Below are 16,782 nucleotides of genomic sequence, written 5' to 3' on the forward strand. Positions count from 1 at the left end.
CGGCCTCTTCGCGGGCTTGCCCGCTCCCACAAGTACTCCACAGTCTTCAAATCTGTGGAGGACCTGTGGGAGCAGGCAAATCAGACCGTATCCACCTTCAACGAATGGTCATTGATCATCCCGTTGATGATGGTCGCGGTGTCCTGCCCTGCCGAAATCACCCCGCCCGCCCCCGCCGTCACCCCGTAATGGTGAGCCAGGTCAACCCCGGCCAGGTCGATGGTCTGGGTCGGCGCCGCCCCCGCCACGCTGCTGACCTCGATGGTCGAGACCACATTGGTGCCGCTGCCGCTGATCTTGAAGTGCAGGTAGTCATCCAGTGAAGCCGACGTGGCATTCTCGCCCTGCAGCAGCTGCGACAGGTCCAGGTGGTCACTGCCCGGGGTGAAGTCGGTCACCGTGTCATGGCCAGTGTCACCCTTCTGCCAGACGAAGGTATCGTTGCCATTGCCGCCGGTCATGGTGTCGTTGCCCGGCCCGCCGATGAGGATGTCGTTGCCATCGCCGCCCTTGAGTACGTCGTTGCCCAGGCCGCCATTGAGCAGGTTGTCGCCTGCATCACCGATCAGGGTGTCGTTGTAATCGGAGCCGATCAGGTTCTCGATGCCGGTCAAGGTATCGATGCCGGCGGCACCGGTATCCTGCGGGCCAATATGGCTGAGGTCGACCGTCACCCCTCCGGGGGCAGTGGCATAGCTGGCGGTGTCGTTGCCCGCCCCGCCATCGAGCAGATCGTTGCCAAGGCCGCCAATCAGCAGGTCATTGCCATTGCCGCCGTGCAGGGTGTCATTGCCCGCACCACCTACCAGCACATCATGGCCGTCACCCCCATTGAGAAGGGTGTCGACATTGCTTGCCATCAGTACATCATTGCCTGGCGTACCGTTCAGGGTGGTGCCGGCGTGGTAAGTGATATCCACCGCGCCAGCCGCACTGCCGCCATGGCCATCGGTGACCGTGTAGCTGGCCTGATGCACCTCGTTCACGGCATTGCTGTAGTCGACCACCAGGCTCAGCTTGTAGTTTTCGGCGGCCTTGCTCTGGTCCAGCGGGTTGGCCTGGTTGACCACATGGATGCTGTACACCCCGTCATGGCTGGCGGTGAAGCTGCCGCCATCGGCAATGGGCTGGTAGCCGCCGCTGGCATCCTTCCACTCCAGGCTCAGGTTGCCGTCAGGGCGGTCATGGTCCAGCTGCAGGGTCTCGCCCTTGCGCAGGCTAACGGTGATCACGTCCTCGCCATTGGCATTGCTGCTGTTGATGCTGCCGAGGTAGCCGAGCACCACCAGCGCTGCGGTCATGCTGCCGGCGGCCGTGGTGAAGGCGCTGCGGTCCAGGGCCTTGAACTGGTTGTCGAGCGTATTGCCATGGCCATCGAACGTGATGTTCGGCACGCTATTGCCGAGGGTGAAGCCGGCCCCCTTGTCGGCAAAGTTGGTGTTGACGGTGATCGGCGCCGCACTCAAATGGTCGTTGTCGGCATCACTGTCATTGGCCAGCAGCACTTCGGACGGCAAGGTGATACTGGCGCCGGTAATGTTGGTGATGACATGGTCGGCCACCGCCACCGGTGCATGGTTGCCATTGATCATTATCAGCAGGTCGGCACTGCTGGTATCGCCGTCATTGTCGCTGACCATGAAGCCGAAACGCTCGGGCGGGCTACTGGTATTGCCGCTGGGTGGCGTGTAGGTGAACTCGCCGCTGTCCATGTTGACCAGCAGGCTGCCGCCCAGGCTGGTCTTGATGGTGAGCGTGTTGCCCGTGGTGTCGAAGCTGGCGTTGTCGGCGCCACCGCTGGCCAGGTATCCACCCTGCCCTGCATTGGCTTTCGGGTCGTAGGTGTAGGTGGTGCCATCCACCAGCAGTGCCTTGATGAAGCCGCCATCGGCACCGAAGGTGCCATCGCTGAGGAGGCTGCCGGTGACAGGCGAACCCTGCACGGTACCCGACAGCACGCCATAAAGTTGGTTGAAGTCGTTGACGATCACCGCGTTGGTGTCGGTATGGCTGCTGCCGTCATACGCCAACGGGTTCAGATTGCCCGCGTTGATATCCTTGCCCAGCCCGATGGCGTAAGACTTGATGCCATTGCTGTCGAGGAACGTCTCCCAGCTGGTTTCGCGGGAAGCGGTCATGGCATGCCCGGAGCTGGGCTCGCCATCGGAGAAGAAGTAACTGACGTTCTGCGCAGCGGCCAGCTTGCCATCCTGGGCAAAGGCCGTCTGGGCAGCGCTGGCCGCGCTGTCGTAGTGGGTCGAGCCTCCGGCGTGCAGGCCGTTGACGATCGACTTGGCGACGTCGATGCTGACCCACTGCGCCGACTGGATCTGCGCACCACCGCTGAAGGTGACGATCTGCACCTTGATGTCACCCATGCCGTCGTACTTGTCGAGCAGCGCAGCGATGGCCTGCTTGGCGGCATCCAGCCGGGTCAGTCCGGGTATGCCGGAAGCTGAATCCATGCTGCCGGACACATCGATCACCAGCAGGATGTTGGAATCCAGCTGGCCCGGGGTGATGCTGCGCTCGGCGCAGACCGCGTTGGGCACATCGTCGACAATGGTGATGGCGATGTTGCTGGTGACGCTGTGGCCCAGCGAGTCGGTGGCCTTGTAGGTGAAGTATTCGACCGTCGAGTCGGCACCTGGGGTATTGGCCGGCGAGGTCAGCGTATAGGTGTAGCTGCCGTCTGGGTTGACGCTGATCTGCCCGTACTGGCCTACAGCTTTGCCCACCAGGCTGTAGGTCAATGCCCCTACGCCACCGGAAACCGACCCGACCAGTGAGCCGGACGCCGTTTCGCCAGTCGAGGTCGGATCGCTGCCGGTGGTGCTACCCGCAGCCAGGTCGTTGCCATCCTTGTGCAGGTCGAGGGCTTTCTCGTAAACCGTGATGTCACGGTCTCCGCAGGCCACGAGCGTGGCGTCGTGCACGTTGATGGTCAGGGTCGTGGTGCTTTCGTCACCGTCAGCATCGCGAATGGTGTAGACGAAGGTATCGACCGCATCCCGCGGCGACGCCACGTCCGGGTTGGAGTGGTAGACCGCATTGCCCTTTTCATCGATGGTCAGGTAACCGTACTGGCCATTGACCTGGGTGTTCAACTGGCCGATGGCCGAGGTACTGGTGTCGTTACCGGCGCGAATGCCAACCACATAGTTGCCATCGCTGCGTACGTCGGCACCCACCACGTCGTTGTACATCACATTGCCGCGCACCTCGTCGCCCTTGTACACGCTGACAAAATCGCAGTGGGCCTGGGGCACGTCGTCGACGATGGAGATGACGATGGTGCTGGTGGCCGAATGGCCGTAGGCGTCTTGTACCTGATAGGTAAAGGACTCCGTCACGGTGTTGGCACCATCATTGGCATGCGTCGGGGAGTTGGCCGGTGACGTCAGGGTATAGGTGTAGCTGCCGTCGGCGTTGAGCTGAATCTGGCCGTACTGGCCGACAGCATTACTGACCAGGCTGTACGACAAGGCGCCTATGCCACCACTGGCCAAGCCGACCAGGCTGCCAGAGGCGGTTTCGAGAGGCGAAGTCGGGTCGCTGCCGGTGACCGTACCTGCGGCGAGGTCGCTGCCGTCCTTGCTCAGGTCCAGGGCGTTTTCGAAGACCGTGACGCCGCCGTCCATGCACACTTCGATGCGCGGGTCATGCACGTTGATGGTGATCGTCGTGGTGCTTTCGTCGCCATCGGCATCGCGGATGGTGTAGACGAAGGTATCGACGGCATCCCGGGCAGACACTACATCAGGGTTGGAGTGGTAGACCGCATTGCCCTTCTCGTCGAGGGTCAGGTAGCCGTACTGGCCATTGACCTGGGTATTCAGCTGGCCGATGGCCGAGGTGGAAGTGTCGCTGCCGGCGCGCACGCCGACCACGTAGTTGCCATCGCTGCGCACATCGGCACCGACCACGTCGTTGTACATCACATTGCCGCGGACCTCGTCGCCCTTGTACACACTGGTGTAATCACTGTGGGCTTGCGGCACGTCGTCGACGATGGTGATGACGATGGTGCTGGTGGTCGAATTGCCGACCGAATCCTTCACCTGGTAGGTGAAGGATTCGGTGACGGTGTTGGGACCGTCATTGGCGTGGGTCGGCGAGTTGGCAGGTGACGTCAGGGTGTAGGTGTAGGTGCCGTCAGCGTTCAGGTGGAGTTGGCCGTACTGGCCGGTGGCATCGCTTACCAGGCTGTAGGTCAATGCACCGACGCCGCCGCTGGCAGAGCCGACCAGCGTGCCTGTGGCGGTTTCGCGGGTTGAGTCCGGGTCGCTGCCGGCAACGCTGCCAGCAGCCAGGTCGTTGCCGTCCTTGTGCAGGTCCAGGGCATTTTCGTACACCGTGACATCGCGGTCCTCGCAGGCCATCAGCGAGTTGTGGACGTTGATGGTGATCGTAGTGGTGCTTTCGTCGCCATCAGCATCGCGGATGGTGTAGACGAAGGTGTCGACGGCATCTCGCGGCGATACCACGTCCGGGTTGGAGTGGTAGACCGCGTTGCCCTTCTCGTCGATGGTCAGGTAGCCGTACTGGCCATTGACCTGGGTATTCAGCTGGCCGATGGCCGAGGTGGAAGTGTCGCTGCCGGCGCGCACGCCGACCACGTAATTGCCGTCGGTGCGCACGTCAGCACCGACCACGTCGTTGTACAGCACGTTGCCGCGGACCTCGTCGCCCTTGTACACACTGGTGTAATCGCTATGGGCTTGCGGCACGTCGTCGACGATGGTGATGACGATGGTGCTGGTGGTCGAATTGCCGACCGAATCCTTCACCTGGTAGGTGAAGGTTTCAGTGACCGTGTTGGGGCCGTCATCGGCGTGGGTCGGCGAGTTGGCCGGTGACGTCAGGGTGTAGGTGTAGGTGCCGTCGGCGTTGAGGTGGAGTTGACCAAACTGGCCGGTGGCATCGCTTACCAGGCTGTAGGTCAATGCACCGACGCCGCCGCTGGCAGAGCCCGCCAGGCTGCCGGATGCGGTTTCACGCGTCGAGTCAGGGTCGCTGCCGGTAACGCTGCCTGGGGCCAGGTCGTTGCCATCCTGATGAACATCCAGCGCGCTTTCATGGACCGTGACCCCACCCACGGGGCCAGCGACGAGCGAGCAGTCCTGCACATTGATCGTGATGGTGGTGGTGCTCTCATCGCCGTCAGTGTCGCGAATGGTGTAGACGAACACATCACTGGCACCTGGCGGCAGCACCGCATTCGGGTTGGCGTGGTAGACAGCGTTACCTGCCGCATCGATGGTCAAGGTGCCGTACTGGCCGGCGATTGCGGTGTTGAGATTGCCGATGGCGGATGTCGAGGTGTCGGAACCGGCACGTGCACCGACCACGACATTGCTCGTTCCCGACTGGTCTGCGCCCAGTTGGTCATTCCAGAGAACATTGCCCGTGGCAGTCCCGCCTTCCACAACGCTGGTGGTATCTGCCCCTGCCTGCGGTACATCATCGACAATGTTCACATCCAGGCTGCCGGTGGCAATGCTGCCATCAACGTCCTTGGCGACCACGTCGAAATGCTCGCTGATGCTGTTGGTGCCCGAACCGTCTGGGTGGTTCCCGTTATCGGTAAGGGTGTAGCTGTAGCTCACCACCCCGGTGCTCGGGTTGTAGCCGGTGATGGTCAGGGTGTTGCCTTCCGGGGTGATCACCGATTGCGGGAAGCCGGCAGCCACGCCGCCCGTGACCACGGCGACGCCGCCCACGGTCAGGGTCTGCAGGCCATCCGGTGCGGTAACCTTGAAGGTACCTTGCTGGGTCTGTGCATTCGCGTCAGGCGAGGTGCCGTCGCTCAGGTGCTTCTCATAGACGGTCAGCTCGCCGTTCTGCACGTCCAGCCCATCGAGTGTGACCGGGTCGTTGAGGTTGCTGATGTTCAGCGTCAGGGTCGCCGTGCTGGTGTCGCCATCAGCGTCCTTGATTGTGTAGGTGAAATTCTCCACGCCATTGCCACCACCGCCCAGGTTCTTGAAGTCCGGGGCGTTGGGGTTGAGCGTGTAGGTGTAGGAACCGTCCGCCGCCAGGACCAGTGTGCCGTAGCTGCCGGTGTAAGTACCGGCGATCACCGGGCCGCCTGCCACGCGGTCGGCGCCCTGGATATCGTTGGTCAGCACGTTCCCGGTCAGTTCGACATGCTGCTCGGTTGCCGTGACCGCGTTGCTGTCATCCACTGCTTTCGGCACATCGTCGACGATGTTTACGTCCAGGCTGCCGGTGGCGGTGCTGCCATCAACGTCCTTGGCGACCACGTCGAAATGCTCGCTGATGCTGTTGGTGCCCGAACCGTCTGGGTGGTTCCCGTTATCGGTCAGGGTGTAGCTGTAGCTCACCACCCCGGTGCTCGGGTTGTAGCCGGTGATGGTCAGGGTGTTGCCTTCCGGGGTGATCACCGATTGCGGGAAGCCGGCAGCCACGCCGCCCGTGACCACGGCGATGCCGCCCACGGTCAGGGTCTGCAGGCCATCCGGTGCGGTGACCTTGAAGGTGCCTTGCTGGGTCTGTGCATTCGCGTCTGGCGAGGTGCCGTCGCTCAGGTGCTTCTCATAGACGGTCAGCTCGCCGTTCTGCACGTCCAGCCCATCGAGGGTGACCGGGTCGTTGAGGTTGCTGATGTTCAGCGTCAGGGTCGCCGTGCTGGTATCGCCGTCGGCGTCCTTGATTGTGTAGGTGAAATGCTCCACGCCATTGCCGCCACCGCCCAGGTTCTTGAAGTCCGGGGCGTCAGGGTTGAGCGTGTAGGTGTAGGAACCGTCTGCTGCCAGGACCAGTGTGCCGTAGCTGCCGGTGTAAGTGCCGGCGATCACCGGGCCGCCTGCCACGCGGTCGGCGCCCTGGATATCATTGGTCAGCACGTTCCCAGTCAGTTCGACATGCTGCTCGGTTGCCGTGACCACGTTGCTGTCGTCCACCGCTTTCGGCACGTCATCGACAATGTTCACATCCAGGCTGCCGGTGGCGGTGCTGCCGTCGACGTCCTTGGCAACCACATCGAAATGCTCGCTGATGCTGTTGGTGCCCGAACCGTCTGGGTGGTTCCCGTTATCGGTCAGGGTGTAGCTGTAGCTCACCACCCCGGTGCTCGGGTTGTAGCCGGTGATGGTCAGGGTGTTGCCTTCCGGGGTGATCACCGATTGCGGGAAGCCGGCAGCCACGCCGCCCGTGACCACGGCGATGCCGCCCACGGTCAGGGTCTGCAGGCCATCCGGCGCCGTGACTTTGAAGGTGCCTTGCTGGGTCAGTGCATTCGCGTCAGGCGAGGTGCCGTCGCTCAGGTGCTTCTCGTAGACGGTCAGCTCGCCGTTCTGCACGTTCAGCCCATCGAGGGTGACCGGGTCGTTGAGGTTGCTGATGTTCAGCGTCAGGGTCGCCGTGCTGGTATCGCCATCAGCGTCCTTGATTGTGTAGGTGAAATTCTCCACGCCATTGCCGCCACCGCCCAGGTTCTTGAAGTCCGGGGCGTCAGGGTTGAGCGTGTAGGTGTAGGAACCGTCTGCTGCCAGGACCAGTGTGCCGTAGCTGCCGGTGTAAGTGCCGGCGATCACCGGGCCGCCTGCCACGCGGTCGGCGCCCTGGATATCATTGGTCAGCACGTTCCCGGTCAGTTCGACATGCTGCTCGGTTGCCGTGACCACGTTGCCATCATCGAAAGCCTTTGGCGCATCATCATGGATGATCACATCCAGCGAACCCTGGGCGACATCGCCGTCACTGTCACTGACCAGTACCTGCAAGTGCTCGGTCAGCGACTTGGCCCCGTCGTTCTCGATATGTTGCCCGGAGGCAGTGAGCGTGTAGCTGTAACTTACCTCGCCAGTGCTCGGGTTGTAGCCGGTAATCGTCAGGCTGTTACCCAGGCCGGTGGTAATCGACTGGCCAACGCCGGTCACCACACCACCCGTCACCACGTTGATGCCACCGACACTGAGGTTGAACACGCCATCCTGAGCTACCACAGTGAAGCTGCCGCGCTGGGTCAGCGCCGCCGTATCACTGGCAGAACCCATGGGCAGATTCGCCTCGTTCAGGCTCAGTTCACCCGGGGCGAGATCCAGGCCTAGCAAAGTGACCGGATGATTTTCGTCTACCGTCGGGATGGCCGGTTCCGTAGGTCCCGTGCCGCCATTGCCGCTGTCACCACCAACAGGCCGACCGTTGAGCGCACTGCCATTGCTGGGGTCCAGGCCGCCCACTTCGCGGTTGGCCAGCTCTGGAATACCGTTGAAGCCCGCCGTCGGAAAGCCCACCCGGGGATCGACGCGGGCACCGACTTCACTCAGCATGACGAAACTGTGGCCGCCCCCCAGCTCCCCTGTCGCACTCGAGTTGTGTGACCCGGCAGCGGTTGCCTCAGCGCTTTGGGTGGGGTCGTCGCCAGCGGCGATGGCCTGCTGGATACGCTCCACATCACTCAGTTGCGCGTCGCTCGGCGCAGCGTCGTGGCCTTGAGGCGCCCGGTTGGCGAGCAGGTCCGACGTCATCTCCAGGCTGCTGTCGCGGCCCAGGGTCAATTCGGTACCGTTCTGCAGCCGCACTGCCACGGCCCCCGCAGCACCGGTCTCCAGTTGCTCGCCAGCGAACAGGCGGTCGCCTTCGATCAAGGGGCGCCGGCTACCATCGCTGGCAACCGCGAAGACCTGACCAATCACTTTGCTGACCACACCGACTAACTTAGCCATGAGCGAACGCCTCCCCTTACTGATCGGCTACATCAGCCAATGACATAGGGCAGGCAGGCGTGGGCATCGAGTCCGAAAAATCTCAACGGTGAGAATCGTTCTCTCAGGCACTACTTTGGCGATAGGAATAATGTAAATTGGCCATCACTTGATGCCAATTTTTTGTCGCCAAATACCACATCCACCCATCCGTTTCGCGTCCTTAGCTGAAAATAATCTGGAACTTGCTGAAGTGCTCGTACACCGGGCCTTTCAACGGCGCGCGAATTCACTTGCATGAAACAATGTCTTGCTTTCGTTAGACCGCATAAGTTTTTTTTCGCATAGGTGTTATGAAAAAAAATTCTTAGCTCGCGCGTTAAATGTTCTTAGCTCTGTTGTTACAAACATGAAACGGTTTGAACTATAAATTTCGTCATTTTTTTGGCGAAAAGCAGGATTTTTTTGTGACCAGGGAGAAGTAACCCCATGCGCGTTTTAACCCCCCTCGCCAGTGCAATGCTGGTGGCCATGGCATGCACCAACGTCGAGGCGATGTCCCTCAATGAAGCAATCCAGAGTGCCGTGGATTACCACCCGCAGATCAGCTCCAACCGCAACAGCAAGCTTTCGGCCGATGAGGACGTCAAATTCGCCCGGGGTGGCTACTATCCAACCGTGGATCTGGTGGCCGGCTATGGGCGCCAGCGCTCGGACAACCTCAACACCCGTGGCCTGAACCCGGACGGCACGAGCGACCACCGAAAGGAAACCCTCAACTACACACAGTCCGAACTGCGCCTGCGGCAGATGATCTTCGACGGCTTCAACACCGCCAATGAAGTCGGCCGCACCGAAGCGGTGGCAACCTCCCGCGCCTACTACACCCAGGCCATCGCCCAGGACGTGGCCCTGCGTACCGTCGAGGTGTATCTGGAGGTGCTCAAGCGCCGTGAACTGGTGACCCTGGCCAAGAACAACCTGCAGGCGCACCTGCGCGTCAATGACCAGATCGGCCTGCGCAGCGAGCGCGGCGTCGGCAGCACTGCCGACCTCGACCAGTCCCGCGCCCGTCGTGCCCTGGCGGAAAACAACCTGGACACCGCCGAAGTCGACCTGGCCGATGCCGAGGCCAATTTCTACAGTGTGGTGGGCCGCGTGCCTGACGAACTGGAGGGGCCGCAGTCGATCAAGGTGGAAGTACCCGGCACGCTCGATGAAGCGCGCGAAGGCATGCGCCAGAACAACCCCTACCTGAAGTCGGCCCAGGCCGACGTCAACGCCGCCGAACAGCAGTACGAGGTGGCCAAGTCGCCGTTCTATCCGCGCCTGGATGCCGTACTGGCGACTGGTGCCAACAACAACATTGGCGGCGAGAAAGGCCACAGCAACAACGACTGGCAGGCCGGCGTCGAACTCAATTACAACCTGTTCCGCGGCGGCAGCGACAAGGCCCGCCTGCAGTCCGACGCGCACAAGATCAACCAGGCCCTGGACATCCGCAACAATGCGCTGCGCGAGCTGACCGAGAACCTCAGCCTGTCCTGGAATGCCATGAACAACGCCCGCAAGCAGACCCCGACCGCGCGTGAGTACGCCGAAACCACCCAGCGCGTACGGGCCGCCTACCAGGACCAGTTCGGCCTCGGCCAGCGTACCCTGCTCGACGTGCTCGACAGCGAAAACGAGCTGTACAACGCCAACCGCCGCTACACCGAAGTGCGTTACACCGAAGAGTTTTCGATGTACCGGGTGCTGGCAACCATGGGCGAGCTGCTGAGCAAGCAACGCATTTCGCTACCCCCGGAGGCCATCGCCAACAACGAGGTCAGGACCGAGGCCAGATTGCCCGACATGCGCTGAGCGCCGCGCGCACTGGCACGGATCGCCTGCACAGCAACCCATCCACCCTGGCGGGAGTAGGCCATCGTGACCAGTATGCAAAGCGCGCAACCGCGCCCGGATGTGGATGACCCACTGCTCGATGGCCTGCTGATCCTGTGCCGGCTGCACGGCCGCCCGGCCAGCCGCGCCAGCCTGTGCAGCGGCTTGCCGTTGGCCCAGCAACGTCTGGGCGCCGATCTGCTGCCGCGGGCCGCAGCGCGGGCCGGCCTGCAAGGACGGGTGCTGGAGCGGGCGCTGGATGACATCTCGGCGCTCAACCTGCCCGTGCTGCTGCTGTTCGGCAATGGCCGCAGTGCGGTGTTGCAACGCTGGGGCGATGACGGCCGTGCGCTGATCCTGCCCTGCGAAGCCGAAGGCGGCGAGCAATGGGTCGAGCGTGAAGCGCTGCAGCAGGCCTACAGCGGCCAGGCCCTGTTCGCCCGCCCGCGGCATACCCTGGAAGACGTGCGCTCACCGCTGCTGCCGCGGGTCAATGCCTGGTTCCGCGACACCCTGCGCCATTCCCGCTGGCTGTATGGCGACGCCCTGCTGGCCAGCCTGCTGATCAACCTGCTTGGCCTGATGGTGCCGCTGTTCGTCATGCAGACCTACGACCGCGTGGTGCCCAACCAGGCGCTGTCGACCTTGTGGGTACTGGTCGCCGGCCTGTTCATCGGCACCGCCTTCGAGCTGGTGCTGCGCATGGTCCGCGCCCATCTGCTGGACCAGGCCGGCAAGAAGACCGACCTGATCCTCTCCGCCACCCTGTTCGAACGCATCACCGGCATGGCCATGAAGGCCAAGCCCGCCACCATCGGTGGTTTCGCCCAGAGCATCCATGACTTTCAGGGGCTGCGTGAGTTCCTCACTGCAGTCACCCTGACCAGCATCATCGACCTGCCCTTCGTGGCCCTGATGCTGCTGGTGATCGGCCTGCTCGGTGGCTGGCTGGTGCTGATCCCGCTGATCGCCTTCCCGCTGGCGGTGGGCTTTGCCCTGATCATCCAGGCCCGCCTGCGCGACACCGTGCAGAAAAGCCTGAGCCTCGGTGCCGTGCGCCAGGCCCTGCTGATCGAAACCCTGGGCGGCCTGGAAACCCTCAAGGCCTGCGGCGCCGAAAGCGAACGCCAGTACCAGTGGGAGCACACCAACGCCGCCATCGCCCGCCTCGACGCCCACGCCCGCAACCTGTCGTCGCTGGCCAGTAACGGCACGCTGTTCATCCAGCAGTTCTGCGGCATGGCCACCATCGTTGCCGGGGTGTACAGCATCATCGCCGGCAACCTCAGCGTCGGCGCCCTGGTCGCCAGCTACATGCTCGGCAGCCGGGTGCTGGCCCCGCTCGGCCAGATCGCCGGGTTGATCACCCGCTACCAGCAGGCGCAGCTGACCATGCGCAGTACCGACGCCCTGATGGCCCTGCCCCAGGAGCGCCAGCCCGACCAGCAGGCACTGGAGCACACCACGCTCAAGGGGGCCCTGGCGCTGAGCCATGTGACCTTCCGTTACCCTGGGCAAGTCAGCCCGGCACTGCATGATGTGCAACTGGCCGTCACCCCCGGCGAGCGCATCGGCATCATCGGCCGCAGCGGCTCTGGCAAGAGCACGTTGGGGCGCCTGTTGATGGGCTTTCATCACCCCGACGAAGGCCAGGTCCTGCTGGACAACCTCGACCTGCGCCAGCTGGACATCGCCGACCTGCGCGGCCAGGTCGGCTACGTCGCCCACGACCTGCCACTGCTGGCCGGCAGCCTGCGCGACAACCTGACCCTGGGCGCACGCCACATCAGCGATGCGCGCATGCTCGAAGTGGCCGAGCTGACCGGCGTCAGCGAACTGGCCCGGCAGCACCCGAACGGTTTCGACCGCCCGGTGGGCGAGCGTGGCCAGTTGCTCTCCGGTGGCCAGCGCCAGGCCGTGCTGCTGGCCCGTGCCCTGCTGCTGGAGCCACCGATCCTGATCCTCGACGAACCCACCAGCCACATGGACAACAGCAGCGAAGAACAACTGCGCCAGCGCCTGCTGGGCTGGGTGCCGGGCAAGACCGTGCTGCTGGTCACCCACCGCACCTCGATGCTCAGCCTGGTGGACCGGCTGGTGGTGCTGGACAACGGCAAGATCGTCGCCGACGGGCCGAAGGATGCGGTGGTCGACGCCCTGCGCAAGGGCCGTATCGGCTCGGCCCTTTGACCCGACATACTCAACCCTGTGGGAGCGGGCGTGCCCGCGAAGCAGACACCGCGGTGTGTGGCACCGGCTTTGCCGGTGTTCGCGGGCAAGCCCGCTCCCACAGGGACCGCGCCTTGCCACTGAGACAAGTGAGGTAGGCATGTCCTTGAGCCACAACATCCGCAGCAGCCAGGGCACCGACAAACGGGCCGAACGCGATTACATGCCGGAACTGGCCGGCGCCACCCTGCAGGACTCGCCCCGTCTGTCGCGCCTGACCGTATGGCTGGCCGCCGCGCTGCTGCTGGTGGCACTGGTGTGGGCCAGCCTGGCGGTGCTCGACGAAGTGACGGTCGGCGAAGGCAAGGCGATCCCCTCGAGCAAGGTGCAGGTGGTGCAGAACCTCGAAGGCGGTATCGTCACCGAGATCTTCGTGCGCGAAGGCCAGATGGTCGACAAAGGCGCCACCCTGCTGCGCCTGGACGACACCCGGTTCAAGTCCAACAAGGGTGAAAGCGAGGCTGACCGTTATGCCCTGACCGCCCAGGTCGAGCGCCTGTCGGCGGAAGCCGAAGGGCGCCCGTTCGTGCTCTCGGACGAAGTGCGCGCCAAGGCGCCCCAGGTCGCCGAAGACGAGATCGCCCTGTACGGCTCGCGCCAACGGCGCCTGGCCAGCGAAAAGCAGACCCTCAACGAACAGCTGCGGCAGAAGAACCAGGAACTGGCCGAGTTCCGCTCCAAGGTCGATCAGTACCGCTCGGCCGTGGCACTGCTGCAGCAGGAGACGGACATGTCGGCGCCGCTGGTGAGCAAAGGCGCCATTTCCCCGGTGGAGATCCTGCGCCTCAAGCAACGCACCGTGGAAGCCCGCGGCCAGCTCAATGCCACCAGCCTGGCCATCCCCCGCGCCGAGGCGGCGATTGCCGAGATCAAGAGCAAGATCGAAGAGTCTGATGCAGGCTTCCGCTCGGACGCGGCCAAGGAGCTCAATGACAAGCGCACCGAGCTGTCCAAGATCACCGCCACCAGCATCGCCATCGACGACCGGGTCAACCGCACCACGGTAGTGTCGCCCGTGCGCGGCATCGTCAAGCTGCTGAAGGTCAACACCATCGGCGGCGTGGTGCAGCCGGGCAGCGACCTCGTGGAGATCGTGCCGATCGAGGACAACCTCCTGATCGAGGCCAAGGTGCGCCCGCAGGACGTTGCCTTCCTGCACCCGGGGCAACCGGCGATGGTCAAGTTCAGTGCCTATGACTACACCATCTACGGCGGGCTCAAGGCCAAGCTGGAGCTGATCAGCGCCGACACCGTGACCGATGACAAGGGCAATGCGTTCTACCTGATCCAGGTACGGACCGAGAAGAACCATCTGGGTGGGGACAACAAGCCATTGTTGATCATCCCCGGGATGGTTGCCACGGTGGATATCATCACTGGGCAGAAGAGCGTGCTGGACTATCTGCTCAAGCCGGTGCTCAAGGCTCGGACCGAGGCGCTGCGCGAGCGGTGACTGGTTTGGATTGGTGAGGGCGGGCAGGTGCATGCCGTCGTTGAACATAGCGGTTTGATTGGGGCTGCTTTGCAGCCCTTCGCGGTATCACCCGCTCCCACAGGAACCGCGTATTTTCTGAGTTCAACGCCGTACATGTGGGAGCGGGCAAGCCCGCGAAGGGCCGCAAAGCGGCCCCAACTTGCTTAACTGACCGGGGCGGCGTGGAGCTTCAGCAACCGTGATTTCGCTTGAATACATCAACACCCATCGCCTTGATCTGCCCCTCGATCAACGCTTCGAAGGGCCGCAGCAGTTGATCGAAACCTGCTGGCTGTTCCAACACATTCAACGCCTGCACCACCGCCTCGATGGTCGACACCGCCCCCGGCTCCGGTGCCTTGCGCACGCGGTAGCGAGACGGCGTCACCTGCGCCAGGGTGACCCTGGGCAGCGCGTCGAGCAGCGGGTTCATGTACAGCAGCTTGCGTGCCTTGCGCCAGGTCCCGTCAGGGACGATCAACATGTATGGCCTGTCGTCCGTTTCGCCGTAGGCTGACAGCGCCTGGGCCTGCTCGCCCGGGAACAACAGCACGGGCCGATAGCCCGGGGTGGCCAACAGCTCGGCAAGGTCAGCGAACACTTCCCCAACCCGCAGCTCTGCATTGACCAGGCCCAAGGCGGCCAGGCGGGCGGTGTTCAGCGCGTGGGCGGTTTCACTGGGGTGCTGCAGCAGGACCACGCGGGTGCGGCTGTCGAGGCTGGGGATCAGTGGGCAAAGGCAATGGTCGAGCGGGCGCTGGCAGCGTTCGCAGCGGGGTCTGGGCATGGGGGTCTCCGTTGGCGGAGGGATTTTGCCACAGGCTGGAAAATTGGGCCCGCTTTGCGGGCCATCGCCGGCAAGCGCGGCTCCTACAGTGTGGGAGCCGCGCTTGCCGGCGATGGGCTGCAAAGCAGCCCCAAGGGCCTCAGCGGTTAAACCGCTCCGCCAGGCTATGCAGGTACTCGGCCATGCGTTCCAGGTCCTGGCTGATCTCGGCCCCCTGCTTGGCCTGCCCCGCCGACTGGTCGCACAGCTGGGCAATGCGCACGATCTGCTGGTTGATGTCCTCGGCCACATGGCTCTGCTGCTCCGACGCCGTGGCCATCTGCTGGCTCATGCCGGTGATACGGCTGACCGCCTGAGCGATCCCGGCCAGCGCCGTCTGCACCGCCTCGACGCTGTGCACGCTGTCTCGCGAGATCTGCTCGCCGCGGCTGGCAGTGCTCACCGCCCGCTCGGCCCCGGCACGCAGCGAGGCGATGATCTGGTGGATCTCGTCAGTGGAAGCACGCGTGCGCCGGGCCAGCGACCGTACCTCGTCGGCGACTACGGCAAAGCCCCTGCCCTGCTCACCCGCCCGGGCCGCCTCGATCGCGGCATTGAGCGCCAGCAGGTTGGTCTGCTCGGCAATCGAGGTGATCGTGTCGACCACGCTGCCGATCGACTGGGTCTGCTCGGCCAGCGCATTGACCGCCTGGCCGATGTCGCTGACCGCCTCGCTCATGCTGCCCATGGCCTTCAGGCTTTGCTGCGCCAGCTCGCTGCCGTGCTGGGCCAGTTGGTCGGCATCGCCCGCTGCATGGGCGGTACTCTGCACATTGTGGGTGACCTCCTGGATGGTCGCCGCCATCTGTGCGATGGCCGTGGCCGACTGGTCGGTCTCGCTGCGCTGGCGGTCGAGCATCTGCGCCTGGGCATCGGACAGGTCGGCCGACTGCGCAGCGCGTGACTTCACGCCGACGCCGGCATCCACCAGGCGGGTCAGCGCGGTTTGCAGGCGCGCCTCTTCGCTGATGATCGCCAGGTCGAGCTGGCCCTGCAGGCCGGGGTTGTCACTGTAGGTCAGGGCCACCAACGGACTGGTGAACGCCTTGGGGTGCTCCGCAAGCGTGCGGCGGATCGCCTGGTTCTGTTGCTGTGCGATCAGGTACCAGGCCACCAGCAAGCTGCCCGTCAATACACCCAGCGCCAGGTAAGGTGGCAGCCAGAAGTAGCTGGCAGCCGCCAGCAGCCCCGCGCCAATCAGGGGCCAGCCGTGGCCCAGCGCGCGGCCGACGCGGGCGGCCCAGGGCACCGGGGCCTTGCCCGCCCGCAGCCGTGCGTAAAGCGCTTCGGCACGGCGTATCTGCTCGCGGGTCGGCACCGAACGCACCGACTCGTAGCCACTGATGCGGCCGTTTTCGTAGATTGCCGTGACGTAGGCGCTGACCCAGTAATAGTCGCCATTCTTGGCGCGGTTCTTGACCACGCCCATCCAGGGTTTGCCTTGCTTGAGGGTCTCCCACATGTGCCCGAATACCGCCGGCGGCATGTCAGGGTGGCGCACCAGGTTGTGCGGCTGGCCGACCAGCTCGTCGTAGGTGAAGCCGCTGATCGCCACGAAGGCATCGTTGCAGTAGGTGATGCGGCTGTTGAGGTCCGTGGTGGAAATCAGGCGCTGATCGCCGGAAAAGGTTCTTTCGTGCTCAGTGACGGGCAAATTCATGCGCATCTTGGGGCGGTCCCTGCTCGTATAGATGAAG

Annotated in this window: 6 protein-coding genes; 3 read left to right on the forward strand and 3 right to left on the reverse strand. The window is 63.7% G+C overall.

Going from position 1 to position 16,782, the window contains the following annotated elements:
• Positions 1–80: 80 nt before the first annotated feature.
• Positions 81–8,693, reverse strand: coding sequence for a retention module-containing protein (locus tag CAF78_RS01505; RefSeq protein ID WP_085691008.1), 8,613 nt, complete (start codon positions 8,691–8,693; stop codon positions 81–83).
• Between the two features lie 468 nt (positions 8,694–9,161).
• Here CAF78_RS01505 and CAF78_RS01510 point away from each other — a divergent pair, with 468 nt between their 5' ends.
• The 3 genes from CAF78_RS01510 to CAF78_RS01520 all read left to right on the forward strand — a co-directional run bounded on the left by CAF78_RS01510 (position 9,162) and on the right by CAF78_RS01520 (position 14,238).
• Positions 9,162–10,535, forward strand: coding sequence for a TolC family outer membrane protein (locus CAF78_RS01510; protein ID WP_085675818.1), 1,374 nt, complete (start codon positions 9,162–9,164; stop codon positions 10,533–10,535).
• 75 nt (positions 10,536–10,610) lie between these two features.
• Positions 10,611–12,746 carry a type I secretion system permease/ATPase gene (locus tag CAF78_RS01515; RefSeq protein ID WP_143515002.1) on the forward strand — a complete coding sequence of 712 codons (2,136 nt, stop codon included), beginning with the start codon at positions 10,611–10,613 and terminating at the stop codon, positions 12,744–12,746.
• A gap of 139 nt (positions 12,747–12,885) precedes the next feature.
• The gene (locus CAF78_RS01520) at positions 12,886–14,238 is read left to right on the forward strand and encodes an HlyD family type I secretion periplasmic adaptor subunit (protein ID WP_085675816.1); all 1,353 of its coding nucleotides are present in this window, start codon (positions 12,886–12,888) and stop codon (positions 14,236–14,238) included.
• A gap of 211 nt (positions 14,239–14,449) precedes the next feature.
• Here the strand turns inward: CAF78_RS01520 and CAF78_RS01525 are convergent, their stop codons facing one another.
• Complete coding sequence (locus CAF78_RS01525) at positions 14,450–15,046, reverse strand: tRNA-uridine aminocarboxypropyltransferase (protein WP_085675815.1); 597 nt, start codon at positions 15,044–15,046, stop codon at positions 14,450–14,452.
• A 139-nt stretch (positions 15,047–15,185) separates the two neighbouring features.
• Complete coding sequence (locus tag CAF78_RS01530; RefSeq protein WP_085675814.1) at positions 15,186–16,751, reverse strand: PAS domain-containing methyl-accepting chemotaxis protein; 1,566 nt, start codon at positions 16,749–16,751, stop codon at positions 15,186–15,188.
• Positions 16,752–16,782: the final 31 nt, after the last annotated feature.

Source organism: Pseudomonas sp. R28(2017), assembly GCF_002112505.1.
Lineage (GTDB): Bacteria > Pseudomonadota > Gammaproteobacteria > Pseudomonadales > Pseudomonadaceae > Aquipseudomonas.

Bases quoted from the DNA above. Each gene is read 5' to 3' on its own strand.
- CAF78_RS01505 (WP_085691008.1), bottom strand. From the start codon at position 8,693: ATGGCTAAGTTAGTCGGTGTGGTCAGCAAAGTGATTGGTCAGGTCTTC.
- CAF78_RS01510 (WP_085675818.1), top strand. From the start codon at position 9,162: ATGCGCGTTTTAACCCCCCTCGCCAGTGCAATGCTGGTGGCCATGGCA.
- CAF78_RS01515 (WP_143515002.1), top strand. From the start codon at position 10,611: ATGCAAAGCGCGCAACCGCGCCCGGATGTGGATGACCCACTGCTCGAT.
- CAF78_RS01520 (WP_085675816.1), top strand. From the start codon at position 12,886: ATGTCCTTGAGCCACAACATCCGCAGCAGCCAGGGCACCGACAAACGG.
- CAF78_RS01525 (WP_085675815.1), bottom strand. From the start codon at position 15,046: ATGCCCAGACCCCGCTGCGAACGCTGCCAGCGCCCGCTCGACCATTGC.
- CAF78_RS01530 (WP_085675814.1), bottom strand. From the start codon at position 16,751: ATGCGCATGAATTTGCCCGTCACTGAGCACGAAAGAACCTTTTCCGGC.